The sequence below is a fragment of the Paenibacillus sp. NAIST15-1 genome (assembly GCF_001894745.1).
GTDB classification, from domain to species: Bacteria; Bacillota; Bacilli; order Paenibacillales; family Paenibacillaceae; genus Paenibacillus_B; species Paenibacillus_B suaedae.
In genome coordinates, this window is the sequence record NZ_BBYF01000008.1 from 56988 (window position 1) to 78395 (window position 21408).

The 21408-nt window shown below is 48.6% G+C and carries 18 protein-coding genes and 1 pseudogene; all 19 read left to right on the forward strand.

The features are described from left to right. Positions 1–133 precede the first annotated feature (133 nt). The 19 genes and pseudogenes from PBN151_RS17595 (at position 134) to PBN151_RS17685 (ending at position 21191) form a co-directional block, all read left to right on the forward strand. Positions 134–595: a J domain-containing protein gene (locus PBN151_RS17595; RefSeq protein WP_072730056.1), complete on the forward strand. Its 462-nt coding sequence runs from the start codon at positions 134–136 to the stop codon at positions 593–595. Between the two features lie 209 nt (positions 596–804). Further along, positions 805–1383, forward strand: coding sequence for an FHA domain-containing protein (locus tag PBN151_RS17600; protein ID WP_072730057.1), 579 nt, complete (start codon positions 805–807; stop codon positions 1381–1383). A 64-nt stretch (positions 1384–1447) separates the two neighbouring features. Continuing rightward, positions 1448–1969, forward strand: coding sequence for an FHA domain-containing protein (locus PBN151_RS17605; protein ID WP_072730058.1), 522 nt, complete (start codon positions 1448–1450; stop codon positions 1967–1969). A 14-nt stretch (positions 1970–1983) separates the two neighbouring features. Next, on the forward strand, positions 1984–2835 hold the full coding sequence (locus PBN151_RS17610; RefSeq protein ID WP_175560742.1) for a PP2C family protein-serine/threonine phosphatase: 852 nt from the start codon (positions 1984–1986) through the stop codon (positions 2833–2835). Positions 2836–2990: 155 nt separating this feature from the next. Beyond that, on the forward strand, positions 2991–4727 hold the full coding sequence (locus tag PBN151_RS17615) for a PP2C family protein-serine/threonine phosphatase (protein ID WP_072730060.1): 1737 nt from the start codon (positions 2991–2993) through the stop codon (positions 4725–4727). A 100-nt stretch (positions 4728–4827) separates the two neighbouring features. After that, positions 4828–6120: a normocyte-binding protein gene (locus PBN151_RS17620; protein WP_072730061.1), complete on the forward strand. Its 1293-nt coding sequence runs from the start codon at positions 4828–4830 to the stop codon at positions 6118–6120. After that, positions 6111–6812: an iron-dependent peroxidase gene (locus PBN151_RS17625; protein WP_072730184.1), complete on the forward strand. Its 702-nt coding sequence runs from the start codon at positions 6111–6113 to the stop codon at positions 6810–6812. The genes PBN151_RS17620 and PBN151_RS17625 overlap by 10 nt, the downstream gene beginning before the upstream one ends. Before the next feature lie 53 nt (positions 6813–6865). Further along, entirely contained in the window at positions 6866–9517 is a 2652-nt protein-coding gene (locus PBN151_RS17630) for an Hsp70 family protein (RefSeq protein WP_072730062.1), read from the forward strand. 49 nt (positions 9518–9566) lie between these two features. Then, positions 9567–10346 carry a DNA and RNA helicase gene (locus PBN151_RS17635; RefSeq protein ID WP_072730063.1) on the forward strand — a complete coding sequence of 260 codons (780 nt, stop codon included), beginning with the start codon at positions 9567–9569 and terminating at the stop codon, positions 10344–10346. A 154-nt stretch (positions 10347–10500) separates the two neighbouring features. After that, the gene (locus tag PBN151_RS17640) at positions 10501–11175 is read left to right on the forward strand and encodes a hypothetical protein (protein ID WP_072730064.1); all 675 of its coding nucleotides are present in this window, start codon (positions 10501–10503) and stop codon (positions 11173–11175) included. Beyond that, a complete protein-coding gene (locus PBN151_RS17645) occupies positions 11172–12587 on the forward strand; it encodes a phage baseplate assembly protein V (RefSeq protein WP_072730065.1) in 1416 nt (471 codons plus the stop codon). Before PBN151_RS17640 ends, PBN151_RS17645 begins: the two co-directional genes overlap by 4 nt. Before the next feature lie 75 nt (positions 12588–12662). Further along, positions 12663–13952: a pentapeptide repeat-containing protein gene (locus PBN151_RS17650; protein WP_072730066.1), complete on the forward strand. Its 1290-nt coding sequence runs from the start codon at positions 12663–12665 to the stop codon at positions 13950–13952. Between the two features lie 14 nt (positions 13953–13966). Beyond that, positions 13967–14473: a hypothetical protein gene (locus PBN151_RS17655; protein ID WP_072730185.1), complete on the forward strand. Its 507-nt coding sequence runs from the start codon at positions 13967–13969 to the stop codon at positions 14471–14473. A gap of 16 nt (positions 14474–14489) precedes the next feature. Continuing rightward, on the forward strand, positions 14490–14906 hold the full coding sequence (locus PBN151_RS17660) for a DUF4280 domain-containing protein (protein WP_021261075.1): 417 nt from the start codon (positions 14490–14492) through the stop codon (positions 14904–14906). A 75-nt stretch (positions 14907–14981) separates the two neighbouring features. Then, positions 14982–18038 carry a contractile injection system protein, VgrG/Pvc8 family gene (locus PBN151_RS17665; protein ID WP_083545198.1) on the forward strand — a complete coding sequence of 1019 codons (3057 nt, stop codon included), beginning with the start codon at positions 14982–14984 and terminating at the stop codon, positions 18036–18038. Then, on the forward strand, positions 18035–18580 hold the full coding sequence (locus tag PBN151_RS17670) for a hypothetical protein (RefSeq protein ID WP_072730067.1): 546 nt from the start codon (positions 18035–18037) through the stop codon (positions 18578–18580). Before PBN151_RS17665 ends, PBN151_RS17670 begins: the two co-directional genes overlap by 4 nt. 170 nt (positions 18581–18750) lie before the next feature. Then, positions 18751–19290 (forward strand): hypothetical protein, encoded by a 540-nt coding sequence (locus tag PBN151_RS17675; protein ID WP_072730068.1) that lies wholly within the window; start codon positions 18751–18753, stop codon positions 19288–19290. 1042 nt (positions 19291–20332) lie between these two features. Continuing rightward, a pseudogene (locus tag PBN151_RS30795) lies at positions 20333–20467 on the forward strand (pentapeptide repeat-containing protein); the annotation flags it as partial. Between the two features lie 94 nt (positions 20468–20561). Continuing rightward, complete coding sequence (locus tag PBN151_RS17685; RefSeq protein WP_072730070.1) at positions 20562–21191, forward strand: hypothetical protein; 630 nt, start codon at positions 20562–20564, stop codon at positions 21189–21191. The last annotated feature ends 217 nt before the right edge of the window (positions 21192–21408 follow it).

Here is a 21408-nt window from a genome sequence, read left to right on the forward strand (position 1 = left end):
TCTGGTGGCAGTGCGGACAACAAATATTAAGAGGCTTACAGCCTCTTAATATTTTTATCCGGTACACTGGGAAATTCATGAGAAGCATTGCAATATTTTGTTGAAAACCGTTAGAAAGGCAGGGGCGAGGCGAATGACGAACTATTATGAACTTCTGGGCGTACAGCGGCATGCATCGCCTGAAGAATTGAAGAAGGCATATCGGCGGCTCGCCAAGCAGTATCATCCCGACGTAAATGGGGGAAGCAGCGAGGCTGAACAACGGTTCAAGCAGATTCATGAAGCCTACGCGGTGCTTCAGGATGAGGCTGCACGGAAGGCTTATGATGATAAGCTGGACGGCATGGAGCGCGGCTCCGAACGAAATCATGATAATCAGTCTGCTCATTCAAGAGGGCGCAATTCAGCTTCCGGAGAAGCGGCAAGAGGAAGAGCCAACTTCGATCCACAGAACGTGGAAGCCAATTTCGCGCGATTTTTCGGCTTTGATCCAAAAACGAAGAAGCCAATGCAGAACGGCGGCAAGGACGCGGGGAATCCGATAGATACGTCCGAGATGTTCCAACGCTTTTTCGGTATGAACAAGAAAAAATAGAGTGGCTCTGCCGATTGCCCATGCAATTCGGGTACGGCTTCGGCGACTATACGCACGCGGTATGGTATTTTCGGACGAATGACAAGGCAGAGTGACAGGTGAGAACAGCTCCGAACAAGCTAGCAAAGCCATCGTTTTGCTTTAGGTACGGTGCTTTTTTTTGATAAAAGGGATGCACATGAGTTGAGCGAGCAACGGAGGAATGAGATGTGAGTAAGCAAAATAGCAGCGATCAAGTTCAACGTCATGCCAATCGGAATAGCGGGTGGATCGCGCTCATTGATATAGGGGTTGCAGCTATTGTGGTTGCTGCTCTGTTATATGTGTACATATGGAACATCGATCCCGTCCTGAAGGCGGCGGTCGGAGTCCTTCTGGCGATCGCGATAATCGCGTATGCGGCGCGGCGTTCCGGTAGTCGTGAAGCAGGCCGGCAGGACGAAGTCGACACCATTGCCAAGCTTGTACTCCTGAATGAAGAGGGAGAGAGCGTAAAGGAATGGTATATCCACGGCGAAACATCCTTGCTTATCGGCAAAACCGGTGCAGAAGGCGAGGTTGACATAGATCTGTCGGATTCGGAATATGCGTCGCTTATTAGCAAACATCATGCGGTGCTCAATTATGCCTCGGGCCATTGGTTCATCGAGGATCTTGATTCCCGCAGCGGGGTGGGCATTCGAAGAGCCGGGGGAAAAAGGGTGAATCAGTTGGAGCCGGAGGAGCCATGCCGGATTCATTCCGGCGATGTCATCAGCATTGCCAACACGCGGTTACTGGCGAAATAACGAACGATACATTGACTTCATGATCATAGGAGAACTATTCAAATTGACGGGGGAATGAAGAAAGATGAGTCTGACAAGATGCGCTAACGGACACATGTTCAGTACGAGGAAGCATGGCAGCATATGCCCTTATTGCAGCATATCGGTGGAACAGCCGCAGAGTGCGGACGCGAAGAGGCCGCCGCACGTGGAGGACAATGAGAAGACGATGCCGTACTTGGGGGAAACGACTGGCATTGAGCCAGTTACTGGCTGGCTCGTATGCATCGAAGGCCCTCAGCTCGGTCAGGACTATCGAATTATGGCGGAGAAGAATTTTATCGGCCGCGCAGAGGAGATGCATATTCGCATCTTGGGCGACAATGCCATCTCGCGCAGGAATCATGCGGTAATTGTATACGATCCGAAGAAGCGCAATTTCTACCTGTTGCCAGGAGATGCCTCAGGACTTGCTTATCACAACGAAGAAGCCGTTTATTCGCCGGTGGAGCTGGCAGCGTATGACGTCATTCAGCTCGGTCGCAGCAAATTTATCTTCATTCCGCTCTGCGGCATACATTTCGAGTGGAATCACAATATGGGTTAGGGATGATGACCACAATGGATGTACAGAATTGGGTACCGTATCTGATCGTGTTGACTTGTACTGCCGCAATTCTGCTTCTGCTGGGTGTGCGGCGCCGGCTGCTGCTGGATACAGTGAGCCTTGATCCACCTGCGTCCGGCATGCCGATCGGCAATGGGCAGACGATTGGCGCCCGTGAGGAGCAGGATGATTATTTTGCTAGCGTCACGACCGCACACGGTACGGCCGCCGTACTTGCGGACGGCATAAGCGGCCTGGCGCACGGCAGAATGGCGAGTACGCTCGCGGTGACCGTATTTATTCGAGAGTTCCTCAAGCTAGAGCATATTCGGGAAGTCCAGAGCTTTTTCGCGAAGGCGGCCAAGATAAGCAATACGGAAATTTTGCGGAATTTGAAGGGCGCTCCTGGAGGAACGACGCTGGTAGCTGCCGTCATTGCGGATGATCTTCTGTACTGGGGAGCCGTGGGCGACAGTATGATCATGGTGTTCCGGGAAGACAATTTCATCCGCATGAATGAACGTCATATCTTGGAGTCGGTGCTGCAGGAACGCTGCTTAACGGGGCAGATCACAAGGGAAGAAGCAATGGAGCACCCGATGAAGAGGCGGCTCATCAATTACTTGGGGTATGAGAATTTCAAGAGCATTGAGATTGGCAGCGAGCCGTTCAGACTGCAACCGGGAGACCGGATCCTTCTCTGCAGCGATGGGGTGTACAACACGATGACGGAAGTGGAATTGGAGCAGATTCTGTCCAAGCCGATTTCGCCTCACGATGCAGCCGAGGAGATCATCGAAGCGATCGAACAGAAGAGATTGATCAATCAAGACAATGCGACCATTGTCATTGTGGATAACGCATGAAGCCTGCTGTTCCTGGCTTCGGTAGATTTCTGGGAGAGACAGATCGAATCGACCACTTTACTCGCTTTTGATTGCGTGAAGGCGAGAATTTCCTTTTTGAACACGAGCTCCGTGATAGGTATGCGAATCATGGGACAGGAGAAGCGGGGGTAAGGATGAGAAAGGAGAACAGCGACTTTAAGACCAGCTTCGTGACGGAGGCCGGTTCTTTTCTACATAATAAAGACTATTTCGCCTATGTGGAGCTGGATGATATGGCCTGCTGGGTCATCGCGGACGGCTTGGATTCGGACATGGAAGTCGACAGTGCCGAGATGGTCGTCAAGAGCATTCTTGGCCGATTTACGGAGAAGCCGACGATGTCTTCGCTGCGGTTGAAGCATTACATGCAGGAAGCGCATGAATGGCTGCGAGCGGAGAGCAAGCGCGTGCGCCTTAAGGCAAGCCTGATTCTGGTCGTGACAGATTATGCGAAGATTCGCTGGGTGGCAGCGGGCAATGCCCGCCTGTATCATTTTCGCGGCGGACGCTTATTCGGTCGCAGCAGGGATCAGAGCTTGGCACAGTCCATGAAGGATGCCGGAGAAATCTCGGAAGAAGCGATGGAGGTTCATGAAGAACGCCACAATCTTCTTCAATATATGGGGCAGCCGGAGCGCCTGGAGCCGTACGTGTCGAAAAAGGTTCCTTTGTCTGAAGGAGATGTTCTGCTGCTGTGCACCCCAGGCTTGTGGGAGGATGTCAACGCAACGGAAATGGTCGACGCATTAGCGGATGCGAAGGAGCCAGAGGATTTCACGGATACGCTTGAGGACGTGCTGCTCAGCAAGCAGCGGCAAACGGTGAGCAATTACACGGCTGTTGCTGTGTATGCGAACAAGGTGTTCAAGGAGGATCCGAAGCGTAAATGGCGTTTGCTGAAGAAGTGGCTATTGGCCCTGATCGTGCTGCTGCTGGTTGGTGGAGGCGCGGCCTTCTACTTCATAAAGCAGGCGGCGATCCAAGCGGAGAATTTGGAGAACATGCTCGAATATCAGAAAAGTGCAGACATGTATATGAAGGATAGCGATTATCCGAAGGCCATTAAGGATTACAGTGAGGCGCGCAATATGGCGATTCGGTTGAAGGACAAGTTCCACCGGGATTTTTTCGCGAAGAAGCAGCGCGTGATGCAGCTTATGGTGGACGGAGACGAAGCCTTCAAGGGACAGGACTTCGCGAAGGCGCTGGACAAATACGGGAAGGCGCAGGAGGAAGCAAAGCCATACAAAGAGTTCAATCATAAGCAGCTGGAGGAGAAAATAGACCGTTCCCGCACGTACATGCAGATTATGAGCTGGGTGCAGGAAGGGGACAAGAAGTTCGAGGCACAGGATTATGTTGGGGCGCGCAGCTCTTACCAGAAGGCACGGAAATCCGCGCTTGAGGAAGGGTACACCGACGGTGAGAAGGATATCCGAGCCAAGCTCGATTCAGCGGAGGAGAAGCTTACTGGTTTGCGGAAGGAGAAGCGGCTGCTGGAGGGCGAGAAGTATGAGAAGAAGGGCGACCAGCAGTTTGCCGGGCAAGATTATCTGGGAGCTATCGATGCTTATTCCGCCGCGCAGCAAATCTATCAGGAAATCGACATGTTGGAACGTGTGCTGGGCATGGAGCGCAAGATCGATAAGGCGCTGGGCAAGCTGAATCCGGCGCCGCCCGCTGCACAGCCGCCTGCCGCCGCGAATGGAAGCGGGGACGCAGGAGGCAATGCCGGGGGCGGAGGCGCAGCGGGCAATACGGCAGGCGGATCTGCGCCGAGCAACGCCGGGGGCGGAAGTGCAGCGGGCAATGCCGCTGGTGGAGCCGTGCCGAGCAACGCCGAAAGCGGAGCAGCTGCGAGCAGCGGATAAGGGATGCCAACGGGGAATGCTTCAACTTCCGGCAAAGGGAATGAAGCTCCATCCCCTAGCAGGGAGAACAAGGGAACAAGGAAGGAGTCCATCAGGCGCCATGAAGGAACTGATACATGATCGATTAAGCAGGATGGAGGATCTGGAGCAGCGCAAGTTATTGAAAAATGTAATGACTGGATTGTTCCTGAACCTGGTGGAATATCAGGAAGACATGAATCGGAAAATAGAGCGCAAGGTATTCGACGAAATTGAGGATGGCGAGGAAAAGCACGATATTTTCGTATCGATGTGCCGCCGCGACGATGTCGACCCGATTCATGATTTCCTCCGCCCGATGCTGCCGGAGGACACGGCACACAAAACGATAGAAATGGGAAGTCTTGTCGAGCAGATGATGCAGCAGGGGAAAGCGCTGCTGCTAACTCTGTTTTTGCAGTGTGATTTTGCAAGGCTGCATAACCTGATGTCAGGGAAAAGAACATTCCGTGGAGAGATGAAGACATCAGGGGGCAATTATGCGATTACGGTGCGCTTGTCGCAAAGCCGACTGTACATCAACGAAATCGAGAAGCTATACCGTGTCTTTCAACAGAACAGCGTTCCGTGGAAGACATTGAATCATCCATACGCTTATAAATTTTTTGACGTATGGCTCACGGACTGCGACAGTGCTTTGCGGGAAGAGGACGAGATCAACGAGATTACCGTTAATCTAGAGGAGTTCGAGCCTCATAAGCACGTGGATCTCGTACCGCTCTGGAATATCGAGCGGCTTGCCATTCAGAACGACGGCTTTCCCGAGCCTGCAGCCGATCGAATTAATTACGAACATGTTCTGGCGATTCACAAGCTGGGCAGCGAACATGGCTATCTGGTGGAAGGAAATGAGGAGCACATTCGTTATATCAAGCGAACGAGAGACGATTTGACGATTGTGTCGCCGCATGAGAAATCCGGCATGTGGACGGTCGTGAAGATTGCGCAGCCTTCGGAATCCCGGCTTGGAAGCTTGGAATACAAGCTGGTATCCAATCGCAGAGCAGATGGCTTTATCGGCAAATATGCGCGGAAGCAAGCCCAAATCGTGCGATCCAAGGGCGAGATTGTGCGGCTCGTGAATGCTTTTGAGGCAGCGCAGATGCTTCAACTGGAGCATGTGGATATCCTGGAAGCGAATAACGGCGGAGAACAATCCTATGAGATGAACTCGTTCATTAGCGACAATGTGCGGACGGTACTGGATAAGAAAATTATGCGGCTTAGCTTCCGCGCAGTCGAGGACGAAGTGTCGGAAGGAGAGCAGTTCATTCTGCATGATCTGATGAGCTTTCTCGTTTCCGAGGTGCAGATGCATTTTCCCGAGTATAAGTGCGAAGGGGTATTGGCGTGAATTACATATGGGATTTGGTCATTAAGGCAGAGCAATCCGGCCTGAGCGCGTCGGATTTTTGCTTTGTCCCCGCCAAGGTGTATTCGCCCTATATGGAGCTGAGCTTGGAGGAGCTCAACGTTTGGGCGAATGCGGTGCCGGACACAATCGAGGTGAATCCGTATTATCGGTTCTACGATCTGTTCAAGGACATGTTCGACATTAACAATGAAGAGGATGTGGAGCTGCGCCAAACGCTGTTCGATATCGTGCTTCACTTTTTGACGGAAATTGATCGTTATCAGGGGATGAACCGGCGCGAGTATTACATAAAGTTCGTGCTGCGCGACATGGAAGAGGGGAAGTTCGGTTTGCGCGTCAGCAAGGGGATCGGCCTGTTCAATCAAGAGCAGCGCGAGATGATCGCGGGGAATGTGCTGCGGCTATATGAGACGGGTGAGGCGATATACCTGCTCAAGGATACGATGCGTGGCATCTTCCGCAGCTCGACGATCTATGCGAATTGCGAGGATCGGGACGAGCTTCTCTTCTATGTCGGACAGGAGGAAAGTGAACCGGCGCGAATGAAGCTCGAATTGATTCAGGAGCTGTTCCTGCCGGCAAGATTCCATACGGAAGTGTATTGGCAGGATCATTTCGGCATTATTGGCATGGAGGATACGATGCGGATTGGAAATGTGTCGCTGTATTAACTTATAAAGATAAGAAGCAAGGCTGGACGCGAGGCGGCCGGGAGGGGGCAAAGATGAGCGAGTATACATATAGGCTTTATAAGCAGCCGGCCAAGCGGGATGCGGGGCGGAAGCATGTGGAATATACCCGGGAGGAACTATCGGAGATGACGACATTTCAGCTCCGGAACATTTGCCATCAGGAGAAGCTCATTGAAGGAATGATCCATACGCTTGATCGCGACGGATTAATTGCAACCGTCATGAAATACCGGGGGGCGGAGGAAAGCCAGCTCATTCAAACGGCTAGCCCGGTCGGGTTTGAACGGGTCGAGAAGATGGTACGAACTTATCTCCGCATGCCGCTGCCGAATGACGGAGGTATTCGGGTTCCGGCCAAGATTACGCTATACGACGGCTTGAAGCTCGATCGACATGATGGATACAGGGTGGAAGCGGGAACGGAAATTGCCGAATCGAACGTGCTGCTTGTCAATGAGCATATGGAGCTGTGCGCGATCCTCAATCTGGTGAAGGATAGTCTGCGTCCGGGCAGCTATTGGCTTGCGATGGGCGAGGGAGCGGAAGTGAGGAAGACGGCGAATCGCCAATACAGTCTGCTTTTTTTCCCGAAGCAAGTATCGGAATATGTGTATCGCACGTATTATCGCAGCACCCCGCAGCCGCCGGCCAATCTGTACTATTACAAGATTCCTGTGGCGGATTTGGATATCCGTGAGCTGGAAGAGACGGACGCGGTGTTGGCGATTGACTTCGGGACGACGAATACAACGGCAGGGGCGTATTTGCACGGTGGGTACGTGGCTTCACCAAATGCAACGGATCTACTGAACGGGCGAATCCGGCTTGATCGTATCAACTATGTGTGCTTCCCTGACGGAACATCCAAGGAAGGGGAGTGGATCGAGTCGCTGCCTACTGTAATCGGAATCGCAGATTGCTCGGATCCGGAGCGAATCCGGTTCAGCTTCGGCAGCGATGCGCTGCAGGATAAGAGGAAGAGTGGGTACAGCTCCAGCGCCTCCGTGTTCCATGGAATGAAGCGCTGGGTGAACAATTACAAGCGGCTGGAGGAAGTGACGGACGGCCATGGGAATGCGGCAACGGTAAGCAGAAGCGATTTGCTGCGCGCCTATATGCTGCATGTAATCCGAACGGCAGAGCATCAATTCAAATGCCGCTTCAAGCATCTCCATCTATCGGGCCCGGTCAAGATGAAGACACAATTCATCGATATGTTCGCGGATATGTTGCCGGAGTACCGCATTGAGACCAGGGATGCGCTGGATGAAGGCTTGGCCGTATTGTACAACACGATCGCTGATCAGATGGAGAAGCAGCGGTTTCTGGACGGCGAAGAATATCAAGCGCTCGTGATCGACTGCGGCGGAGGAACGACCGATCTGTCGTCATGCCGGTTCCGCATCGAGGATGGGCATATCGCTTATAAGCTCGATATCCATACATCCTATGAGAACGGAGATACGAACTTCGGCGGCAACAATCTTACATACCGCATCATGCAGTACATGAAGATCGCATTTGCCGACTTCTACAGGAAGGCGAGTCTGCCAGACATCGACAGCTTGATTGACATTCCGGCGACGGACATTTATCGGCATGTCGACGAATTCGGCGCAGATGCCGTCTATTCAAACTTCGACGCCCGTTATAAGGAGACGGAGCACTTTCTTCCGACTCGGTTCAAGGAATATGAGAACCATGCGCGCGATGAATATCAGCGCGTGCGGAACAATTTTTATGTGCTGTGGGAGCTGGCGGACGGCATGAAGAAGGAATTTTTCCGCAAAACGGGCATCCTTCGCAATCGATTCCACTCAGGGCCGGGAAGCAGGACAGAAAGCGACTTGAATCTTACGGCCGTGGATCGATGGTGCCTGTCACTGCGCGAGAACGGGCAGTTCCGGGACGTATACGAGCCGCCGGACATCGTGTTCAACATTCAAGAAATGAACCAGTTGATTCGTGGAGATATTTACGCCATCGTACGCAAGTTTCTGGACGAGTTCTACCGCGACGGTAGGCTGCAGGACTACTCCATCATTAAGCTGACAGGCCAATCCTGCCGCATCGACGTGTTTCGGGAAGCGCTGAAGGAATTCGTACCGGGAAGAGCAATCGAATTCCGGCAGAAGGCGGAAGATTCGGGGAAGGTTCCGGAGCTGAAGCTGGCCTGCTTGCGCGGTGCCCTGCGCTACTTGAGCGCCCGGAAGTCGGGACTTATCGAAGCGCAGCTGACGAATCATGCGCCGGTCGTTCCGTATTCGGTCAGTGCCTGGACACATACCGGGCGGGAGAAGATGCTCATCTCCGGCTACGAGCGGCTGGATCAGGCGCAGGGCTCGATTTCGCGGCCGCTTAGCGCGCATGAGATCGAGTTCCATATTCGTGGAGGCGACGGGCAATTGAGACACACAGTGACATATCGGAATGATTTTGCCGATTACAGCCCTGCTCTATACGAGGAGATCGCCGCCCAGTACGGCGCCAGCATTCCACAGGACGATACGGATTCGATTGCCAACGGCGAGGCGAAATGGTTCGTTTTTGCGGGCGATGGCAGCTGGGGCTTCAACGCAGTGCCGGTTGCGCGGGTGAATGAGCAGCTCCATATCGGGAAGAAGCAGTTCTGTGCATTCGAAAATGATTTGTCAGAGCTGGATTTCTTCGACGGGTTGAAATAAGGAATCACGAATTTTTTAAACAAAGTCTAAGGAGAAAGGAGGGAACGCCTTGTTTACGCACCAAATGCCGCATTTCCATAAAGGCCGGATTCTGAAAACCGCCATGCTGGAGAGCCTGCGCGATTATCCACGCCAGTTCGCCGACATCATCTACCAGCACTATTCCGACGGTATCATCGTGGGTGGAGAGGTTCAGGTCAATGCGGAAAGCTTGATGATTACCAAGGGCATCGTCAAGCATGACGGCCGCTTATATACCATGGAAGAGGATTTCGAGCTCCCGTATTCCTCGAACGGCAAGGAGACAGTGCTCAAAATTCGCTTTCTCACGGAACAGGCAGCGAGCGACTTCACGACGCTTCCGGGCGAGATCGTGCTTGATGAGAACGACATGCAGGTGCAGACGGACGAGCTGGAACTCGGTCGGTTCAAGCTGAAGGAGGGTGCCCGGCTGCGTGCGGATTATCAGGGTTTTGCCGACTTGGAGACCGAGTATAACACGTTCAACGTCATCCATGTGCCGTATGCCGGCATCGGAAGCAGCACGCTGTCTCCATTCATTTTGCAGTATTTCGCCAATGAACTGCTGAAGAGCGGCACGGATCACCCCTATGATGCGAGCTTTGCCATGCTCTGTCTGAACGGCGGCGCCGTGGAACGGAACGTCATTCAGCATTATCTCGGTCAGCGTCTCGGAATGGGATACCGCGAGCTGAGCAATGAGCGCATCTTCGCAGGCCTGCGGAGAATCTTGAGTGAAGCGGGAGGAGGCAGAGCGCTGTCTCCTGATGTACGGCACGGCGGCCGGCAGCGGATGATTGTGGATTGAGTCAGGGGTTCTAAAAAGCAGGAGTTACCACCTGAAGCAGCAGCGGCGAATATTCATCGGCTCACAGACCGGATGTTATTTATTCGAACGACAGCGCTTCAATTCCGATTGCATTTTCCAAAAAGTCATATTTTTTTAAGAAGGGACTACCCTTATGAACTATATGGACGAGCAAATCCTTAGCATCAAAAACAAGCTTAATCAGAATGCTGCATTTAAAAATGAAAATACGATCCTATCTCAAATGACTATAAATAATCAAGATAAAAACATAACTGAGAAAAATTCAACGTTATGGCTGGGCGATAAGCTCATTACCATGGAAATGAGAGCGATTTTGGACGGACAAATGGCGGTTAGCGTCCCGAAATTCTTTAAGCTAATGCCGCTTGCGCAAGCCAAGTTTAAATATCCTTCGGAGCATCGTCCGGAGCTCATTTATACTTCGGAGGATGGAACGGTGAATATCACTTTTAATCGAACCGAAACCCCTTTGGCGGTCGAGGAGCTACCTGATTTTGTCGAGCAGATGGCAGACGTTCTGCGGTCTGTACAACCGATCCGTAACTGGATGGGTACTCAAGTGATTGTGAATCGTTCCGGTCTATCCATCGGGCAAATCCGTTTTATAGCTGCAGGTGTGGATACGAATTTGTACAACGAGATCCTGTTGTTCATCCATGCAGGACAGGTGATGATGGGGACGTTTAACTGTGTGGAATCGGACATGGAGGTATGGCTGCCTGTTGCGGAACATACGGTACAGTCGCTCCAAACGGTGTCAGTGCCCTTGCCTCCTACGTTTGAGAAAGGAGCGTATTCGCTATGAGCATAGGCTACGAAAATATCCAAATCCATCCTTACGAGCTGGTCAAACTGGAGCAGCTTACCCTCACGAAGAAAATAAACGAGCATACCCGTCTCTATTTTACCGGGATCATCCCCGAGGAGCTACGGGACAGCTATGTGGAAAAGACAGAGAAGAACACGGTCATTCAGGTGAGTCAGCGAGACGAATCGGGCGAAAGTAAGCCGTTATTCAGCGGGATCGCACTAACGGTCGAAGTAAGGGTTGAAAGGGACGTTTACTATCTCATGGTTGAGGCCATTTCTCATACCTACCGGATGGATATCCAACAGCGTACCCGCTCTTTTCAATATACGAAGATGACGATTCCTCAGATGCTGGAGATCGTCGGCAAGGATTATGAAGGGCTGGATGTGATTGATGGGGCGACAGGCGGAGAGCCCATCAGCCGAATTGCCATCCAGTATCAGGAGACGGACTGGGCTTTTTTAAGACGCATGGCTTCCCACTATCATACGAGTCTAATGCCTGTGGCCCGTTTTGACAGTCCTAAATTTTATTTCGGCATCGAGGATAGCCCTGCACAAGTGGTGCTGGATCATACCCGTTATACCGTGCGCAAGCAAATGCTGCCTTTTCGCTATTTTCAGGAGAATGAACAGGCAAAGGTGGGCGAGAATGATTTTATTGTTTATGAGGTAGAGACGGACGAGGTGCTGGACTTGGGGGCTCGGTTAGCTTTTAAGGGACATAGTTTGTTTGTCATTGAGGCCTATACGGAGATGAGGCAGGGCTTACTGCGTCATCAATATGTGCTTACTTCGTACCAAGGATTGCGACAGAAACGTTATTATCAGGACAAACTGGCTGGTGCTTCGTTAGGCGGGGTGGTCGTGGACGTGCGTCAGGATCAGGTACGTATCCATCTGGACTGCGATGAGAAGCAGACGATCGAGCAGGCGCATTGGTTCACCTATTCGGCGGTGTATAGCGGCGGAGGACATACAGGCTGGTATGTAATGCCGGAGAAAGGGGATCCGGTGTCTTTATATTTCCCGGGAAGTCGTGAAGAAGATGGCGTTGCGGGAAGTGCGGTTCGACGTGCGGGTAGAGGAAGCGGACACAACAAGTTCTCCAATCCGCAGATAAAGATCTGGCGAACGCCCCACGGGAAGGAAATCCGTCTGGGACCGGATGAACTGGTCGTGACGGGGAAAGATGGCTCTATTTTTATCAAGCTGGACGACAAGGAAGGTATTCATATTGTGAGCAGCAAGCAGGTAAGTATCTCGGCGGGTGGCAATTTGAGCTTGTCTGCAGGGAAGAAGATGAGCTTGTCCGCAGGCAGCGAGCTGCGTCTGGACTGCAAGGGCAGTCATATTCAATTGAGCGGATCAGCGGATATGAAGGGCAGCGAAGTGAAGTCGAATTAGGCTATAGTTCGCGAACGAATGAAGGCAGTTTGATGATATGACCTATGAAGAGCTTCAGATCGTGGGGGAATGTAAATGGAGAAGCCTAAAGAAGAGCTACACCCGCAGCAAGCCGCCTCGAATCTGGCGTGGTACCTGATCCGCAGACACTGGGCACTGAAGTTCAAGGCGGTGCAAGAACAGCGGATGAAAGCCTGTATCGAGGAATTTCGTAGGTATTGCCGGGATATTCGACAAGCGCAGATTCAAGGGAGAAAGGGGAAAATCGGCTATATTACGTACTCCGCGCTTCGTACCACATGGCTGGAGGAGCGGCCTGCTTATCTTGTAGAAGCTTCAGATGCCTTATGGATGCTTGATCCCCAGCCGATCCGATTTGAATGGGATGCGAGCTGGTCATATTCCTATTGGTCCGATTTACGGCAGCAATTACAAGGGGAAGTAGAGAAGCAGTATGTTTCGCTATCGGAGCTTGAATGGGAGCATGCCATGCTGGAGGCGGCAGCACATATTCATGCACTCCTTGTAAATATGATTCGTCTCGCGATGAAGCAGGCCGTGTGCTTGCCGGAATTTCAAGAGTTGGAGCGGGAAGAGACGTTCGAGATTCGTGTGGGCGAATACATGGACCACAGTGTATCGGTGTATCGAGAAGATCGCAGAGCCATGGAGGCAGATGAGATTCGGTTATGGCTAGAGGAAAAAGAAGAGCATGCATATGGTTATCAGGCTTTGACCCAAGTCCAACTGTCGGATGGAGATTATAGTTTGCTGGATTTTCGCTATACAGCTTTTCGCCAGATTGAGATGGAGCATAGCCGTCTATATGGCTGTGTTTTAGTAGGAACGGTGTGGCAGGAGAGTCAGTTGAATGGTAGCGACTTGACATACAGCTTGCTTCATGGAGCCGATTTCAGCGGATGCTCGATGAAAGGGGCGATATTGGATGCCGTTATGGGCAGCGCCGGATATGGATCAGATGTTTCTTTGGATTGGGAGCCATTGGGTTTTGCCGGTGTAGATTTCACAGGGGCAAGCTTGCATAAGACCAGCTTTCAAGGTGCGCAGTTGCGTGGAGCCGTATTTCAAAATGCGTTACTTCAAAGAGCGATTTTTACCGGAGCGGATCTAACGGATGCCTGCTTTGCTGGGACAGATCTATCAGGCGCATCTTTTGCCGGCGCTTGTTTGATCGGGGCTGATTTTACGGGAGCTAATGTACAAGGAGTCATTTTTACAGATGTACAGCGTAGAGAAGCCATTGGATTGGATTCGGGAACCTTTGAGAAATCCCATCTATATAGTGATCCATCTGCGCCTGCACAGTCGAGGGACACCGTTAGTAAAAGGGAGTGGCTGCATTGAGATATTTTCGACTGATGGTAGACGAGCGGGTAAAGAACAGAGTGGAGCCTGCTGCGATGTCTCCTTTGCAAGTAAGAGATATCCTGGCAGATCCACAGGGACAGAACCAGCAGGAGGACCCTCTTTTTCTAGCTGTGCATACCAGTCAACAAACGGTGTACCCGGATTTTTTGGAATTTCCTCTGCCGCTGGTGTCGGATCGGATGAAATCATTATTGGAGAAATATATGCCCGGACTGGAATGGAGAGCGGTCATTCTTACCGATTTCAAGCAGGCCAAACAGGACGTATATTGGTTGCTTCGTCCGCCGATGGAAGATTGTTTGTCCGCACAAACGGAATGGTACCCCAATCAGACATTGAAGCGTTTGATACTGAGACAGGGGGAGTTGGAATCGCCTGTTTTTCGGATTAAGGGCTCCATCGAACCTCATATTTATATCCATTTGGCTGTGGCGGAAAGCCTGTTACGACGATTCTTTACAGGCATTCGATTGCAAAGAGTTGAGATGGAGGCATGAAGGGGGAGAAAGCAAGATGGAAGAAACTCAGGTGAAGCCGGGAAGTGCTGCGAAAAAAAGCTATGTCGTGGCAGGAGCGATCTTAAGCTGTAGTTATGGTACGCAGCCTACCCGTCTGAAAAGGCCTTTTAGCCATGGCGTCTACATTAAAAACAAAGCACAAATGAATATTGGAGATTACGTGCCCGGGGTGAACATCGAGTCTTTTGGGAACTGCTCCAGCCCGCTAAATCCAGCCGTGCAGGCCAGTGAAATGGTAGACATCTATGGCGTGAAGAAGGCTCCATGTGTTCCGATGCTGACCATGCCGTGGCTGAACGGGAAAAGTGATGTGAAGATCGAGGGTCAGCCTGCCTTGATGCAGAACTGTACCCTTCAGTGTCTATATTGTGGTCATATCCAAATCGAAAATGACGGGCAGGAGTTGGATTAAGGTTCGGCTCTCAAAGACGTCAGGTTTCGGAAGTGACCGCGGCTTTATGCCGCCCGAAAGGAGAGATGAGCTCATTTGAGTGCATTACATAACGAAATCGGATATGAAAGTCTGCGTTTCTACGGTCCCTTTCAGCCTCAACATATAGAGAAGCTTCAAATTACAAGAACCATCAACGATCACGCATATGTAACGGTAAGCGGCATGCTGTCAGAAGAGCAGGGAGCTGCATGCATTGGACAGAACATGGAAGAGGAACCGATCGTTATCCGCCAGTTGGATGAGCGAGGACAATCGGTAAGACGACTGTTTCATGGGATTGTAACGCGCCTATCCGTGCATTGCTTTCGGGGCGTGTATACCTTTGAGCTGGAAGCCGCTTCGCATTCCTATCAGATGGATATCCAGATAAAGAAGCGATCCTATCAGGATATTCATCGTACCTACGATGATCTGGTCACAACGATGATTCGTAAATACAAGTTTGGAGACGCCATCGATACCGTAACCAACAATACCAAACTGGGAACTTTTGTTTTACAATATGAGGAGACGGATTGGGCATTTTTAAAGCGTCTGGCCGCTCGCTTTGGGTCAGTGCTGGTGCCGGAGGTAACTGCAGCGTCGCCTAAGGTCTTCTTCGGAATGCCGGTAGGCAAACTGTACAAGCTGGAACGGGATGTAAGTTACCAGGTTTGTAGGACGTTCCATGAACTGGAGACGGGGAAGCCGGGGAGACGAGCGGGCTCGTATGTGACCTATGTGTTCGAAAGCCTGCAATACTATGCGTTGGGTGATAGCATCGCGTTACCGATTGGATCTGGGAAAGAGCTCGTTGTTGTTCGGGCAGTAACACGGATGAAGGATGGACTGCTGCTTACCCGTTACGATCTCCAGGCTGAACAGGATATTCGCTATGCCCGCTATGAGAACGATCAAGCTACGGGGATTGCGCTGACGGGCAGCGTGTTGCAGGTACAGCAAGATTTGGTACAGCTCCAACTGGAGATCGACCCTAAGCAAGACCCTGCTAAAGCATGTTGGTTCCCGGTGGCCACTCGCTATGCAGCAGAAGACCATAGTGGCTGGTACGATATGCCGGAGGTTGGGGCGCGTGTGGAGCTTTATTTGCCGACGAGCCGGGAACATGAAGCCTATGTCATGGATTCGCGACAGCATCGCCAGGGACAAGGGGAGCCAGACGTTAAAGTATGGAGACATGCGCAAGGAAGCGGCGTGGACATGTCTGAACAAGAGCTGACGCTGTCTACCTCGGGAGGATTTTCAATTACACTCCATGAAGGGAACGGCATTACCGTCAGCAGCCCGGGAGATGTGCGGATTCAAGGCGGTCACGTGAAGCTGGATGCAGGTCAGGAGCTGTCGCTTACAGCAGGAAGTGCATTGTACCTCACAGGCGGAGCCAGCAGCATGGTACTAGATGGTGAAACGGATATCAAGGCCCCGGTGGTGGATCAAGAGGGAACGGTGAAGGCTCCAGTGTTCGTCATGGATCTTCCTCCCGTGCCGGAGCCGCCACTAATGAACATCAAAGACTATGAAGCAGCACAAGCCGCAGCCAAGAAGGGTTCATCTAATAACACAAATACCCCGACCGCGAAGATCACGAACCCGGCGGATCAAAAACAAGCTGATGGATTGCTGGGTACGGAGTCCAAACTGCTAGGCGCTATTCCGATAATAGGAGCAGTAGCTGGAGCAGTAGTGGGAGTAGCAATGGGAGCAGCATTAGGCGGATTTGTCGGAGCGGCTGTGAGTACGAGTCTACTAGCAAGCGCTGCTGTTCCTGTTCGAAGTACAGGGACGAGTCATGCTGGAGGTGGAGGCGCAAAAGGTGGATTGCATCCACTGAAATATCTGGCCGGTTTGTTCATGCAAGGACTCATCAGTCAATACGAGCACGAGAAAGCCAAAGATGCCTATTATAGTAAGTGGCTGCTGGGCAAGGTGTTCACAAGTGCGCGTCATATAGCAAGTTCTGGCGGTCTACTAGAGCTGGTTCAAAACATAGCAATAGAGTCAAATGCGATGGCTCAAGCGTATAAGCAGATTCCACCTGAAGTGAGACAACGCTGGAAGGCGAACTACGATCGTAACATGGCAGAGCAGCCGAAACCGAAGCAAGAAGAATCCCGGTCATGGCTGGCTATGCTAGGCGAAGCCCAGATCCAGCAAGCGGAAGCTCAACTCGCGATGGGAAAGAAAATTGCAGATGTGGGCGCGCAGACCGGAGAAGAAATTTGGTCTGGAGTTAAAAAAACGGGAAATAGCTTTGCAGAAATAGGAATTGATTTTTGGAATGGGTTAGAAGTACGTGCAAACAAATCGTTAGATTCTCCATACGACTTTGGCAACTGGTTAACGGTAGGGGCATTTGACGAAGTGAGTAGTAGAATTGAAGGATACAAGACAAGGGCCGACATGCGCAATGAATCCCCATATGACTATGTGAACTGGTTGTCGTCGGGTATTGCAGGTTCCTTCAAAGAAGCATTTAATCCAGATGATCCATTATCTAAGGAGCATTGGATGGGTTCCTTTGACGTATTCACTTTAATTTTGGGGGCGAAAGGAGCTGCACCAAAAGGTAGTGGGCCTACTCTTCCGAAGGTGAATGCAAAGACGCCGGTGCCAAAAGTAAGGGAACAAGGTAATCTGGATGTAAATAAGCGGAAGGATGGCTTTGAGGGGGCAGGTGAAGGTACACGTAAAACTGGTGCTAATAATTCTTCATATAGTGGGCAGACTGGGCAAGGTTTAGGTAAAATAGAAGGAAAGGAACTGAATGTATCTCCGAAAGGTTTAAACATTGTTAAAGAGCATCTTTCACAAAATTTTGGAGACTTCCCTGAGAATTTAGCTATGATTAAAAGGCTTGAAGAAGCTTTAGCTAATAATAAAAAAATATCTGGTGCCGATGCAAGCTTTTACATGCACGAGGTTTCGGAATCAACGATGATGAAAAAAGGAATTGATTATGACACCGCTCATGAGATGGCGCTTCAAAAATATGATGTTTCTCGATTTAGCGTATATCATGCTGATGTTATCAAATCAATGCCAGATATATTTAATAAAAACTGGAGAAAGTTTTGGGGGGTAGAAGAATGATTATATTAGATAATTTAGGACAGTTTCGTCGGGGGAGAATATGGATAAACGATTTACCTGAAATGAGATATAAAGTAGTGGATAATTTAACGTCATCAGTTAAAGTAAAACCAAAAAATTATACTAGGCCTACTAGTTTGGCCCTAGAATTGCTGCTTTCTCGTCGGGACATGAGTAACTACGCCCTCTTAGGTGTTAAGTTTATTCCTGGTAATGATGATAGGGTGAATATTACTGTTAATGTTGGGGAGGATGAGGATGAATTATTAAATGATAATATTGCAATGAAATCAGATAATGTTTTCGTTGGAATACCGCTTGAGTACGCTGAGGCTGTTTTAAATAGTGCAGTAAATGTTATTGAAGAAACATCGCAGTTTCCGAGCGGTGATCTAGAGTTTTATATTGGTGCTCATGGAGAATCAGGCTCCAGCAAATTCTCATTTTCAAAAGTAACTGAGGTAATTGTAAAGCTACTGATAAGTGCGCCTGAATCTAAAAACACTAATGAACTGGAAACTTTTGTTAGTAGCAATCTTTAGCGAATATGAGTCTGTTTCCCTAGAGAAACAGGACTAAGAGTAGAGGAATGAATATTAGTAACGTAAAGTAAGAAACCTGAAATTCTAATAAATTTTCTACGAGGCCAATATGCTGTTGCCAATAGGCTCCGTAGTACGAACGAAATAATTAAATATGAGGGTGAACTGAGATGGATAACGTTAACTCAGAAGGTAATCATTGCATGAATTTTACGAATGAAGAGATTATGAGTTATTTGGTGAAACCACTTAAAAAGCACCCAAATATATGTGTTAAAGCTCTTACTTTAGATGAAAAAGAGGTACAGGATACAAATGAACAAATTAGATATGTAAGCATCGATGAGGATAAAGATTGCTATTTCTCTTTTTTGGGATTTCAGACTTCATTATTCGTATTAGAAGAAGAGTTTATGTTTATAGATGACGAAGCGAAAGAAAATATTGTTTCAAGTCACACTTATGGGAATGTTGTTTATGAAGGAAATTTAAGAGATAAATCCCATAAGGAAATATTAGAGTTGATGTATCAAATATCGAGTATATTAGTAAATGTAAACGAACTTGAAATTGAGGAAAGAAAGGTTTCACAAACAGGAATTCAATATCCGAAGTGTGAGTATAATGTAAAACTAGTTTCTGATGTTGTTGATAAAGGGAGCATTCGTTTTAGTAACATTCTTTTTACTTTTAAGGATAACTTAGATTAACTGTAATTTTTGACTCTAAATTAGAGACTGGGAACTGAGAGTGCAGCAATAAAAGGGTTTATAGATTGTGAACCAAAATCTAATAAACTAAAATAAAAGGTCAGTTTAAGTGGAAGAAATAAACGGATGAATTCGGAAAATTAATGTCAGAAATTTTATGTGAATCAGATTTACAACTCCAAAAAAGAAAAACCTACTTATATAGGCTTATTCCAGCAGATGGAATAGGCTTTTTTGTGCAATTATTAATGGATCCGCACAGAAGATAGGTTTGCGCGATACTGCTTGGAAAAGAATTCACCGACGTGAGAGGCTGGAGAAACTCAGAGACCAAGGAATCGCGAGTACGATTCTTGCTGACTCTCAACAAAGAGATAGAACTGGCGGCGAGCAAAATCCTACAAGATGTCGCCACAGCTGAAAAATGAAATAGCGAAGCTGATATGATAAATACAAGGATGAAAGGAACCAGTGATGGAGTTGATGCATAGTTGGTGCTATTGATGCTAGGAAAGGATCTGTACGCTAGGAAGCAGTATCTAGGAAATTAAGGTAAACTGGAGTCAAGCGACGACGTTTATCGAGGAACACCTGATACGCCGACAGGAAGCCACAGGGTGTTTGAACACCTAGATGACCCTACTAGAAGTCCCCATTTTCCTTATGTGCCAAGAAATGAAAAATAAGTGGGTGAGAGTAATTGAGTTCATTTCTGTATCATGCCTACTTGCAAGAAAATCACGAACATTTTGTTTTAGCAGAACAAGTCATGCAGTTGAACTAAAGGATCCAACACATCATGGCAATTCCGATGACTAATCTTGATCGGCTTTGCATTAGATTTTGATTGCCATCATTAGTTCATTTTATATAGAAGGGATAATGTTTTCTACTAAATCTAATAATCGTTATAGTAACGGTGGTAGAGTGAAAATTGAAAAGACTGAAAGTTTAAGACCTTTAGTTACGCCTGATTGGGTTAATTTTAAAGGCCCCTCGCTATACTCTGTGGGAAGAGTGACTTTTTACCCGACCGATTTGCCAGATTGAGATGGAGCATAGCCGTCTATATGGCTGTGTTTTAGTAGGAACGGTGTGGCAGGAGAGTCAGTTGAATGGTAGCGATTTGACATACAGCTTGCTTCATGGAGCCGATTCTAGCGGATGCTCGATGAAAGGTATCAAAACCGAGGAAGCTTAGAGCAAATGAAAATGACTTATTCTGGATAGTTGAATTGGATGCTGATTTTAATATTAGAGGGGTAAGATAAATGAGAGTAAGTCTTATCGAAGGTTTAGAAAAAAAAGAGAATCTATCAAAGAATAAAAAATATATAGTTTATTCTGTGGAAACTAACAAAGATGGCGAGGAATTCTACAGGATAGAAAATGATGCCAATCCAGTTGTCCCTTATCCAGTTGCTTTATTTAAAATTGTATCCGATAAAATCAACTCTGATTGGACATTATGGAATAAGCCTAATAAATGTTCAGCGTTATTACCTAAGCAATTTGCGTATCTAAGCTTTTGGGAGGATTATTATAACGATGAATTGGAGGCTTTAAGAATATTTAATTTAGTTAGAGAACAGCTATTTCTAGAAGAATTAGAAGAGAATGAGATACGTGAGATTTTTGAAAAAGAAAATGAGGATGAGATTGCATTCATCATTAATGCCCTTATTAAGATGAAAGACATTAGATTTATTAATCCAGTAATTCAATATGTAAAATCAAAACTAGAAAAAAGTTATGGAGAAGATAGTGCTACATTACTTGCATTTCGATATCTGAGCCTTTTCAATCAAAGTGAAGTAGAAGATTATTTCATTTATTACTTGACTAACATTGAGTTAGGAAATGACCAATTAACTGCAATAGTAAATGAATATTTTGCTTAAAGGGTTCACAGTCGTCTTCACTCCCATTATCATTGTGGGTGAGGAATAATCAATAATTTTGTGTAAACTTATTTACAATCCCAACAACAAGAACGCACAATACAACCAACAAACAAAACACTAAAAACTTGATCTACACGTTTAATAAACTTTCAAAGGCTTATTCCAACTTGAACGATAGGGAGGATGAGCCTTTTTAATATGTCAATAAAGAAAA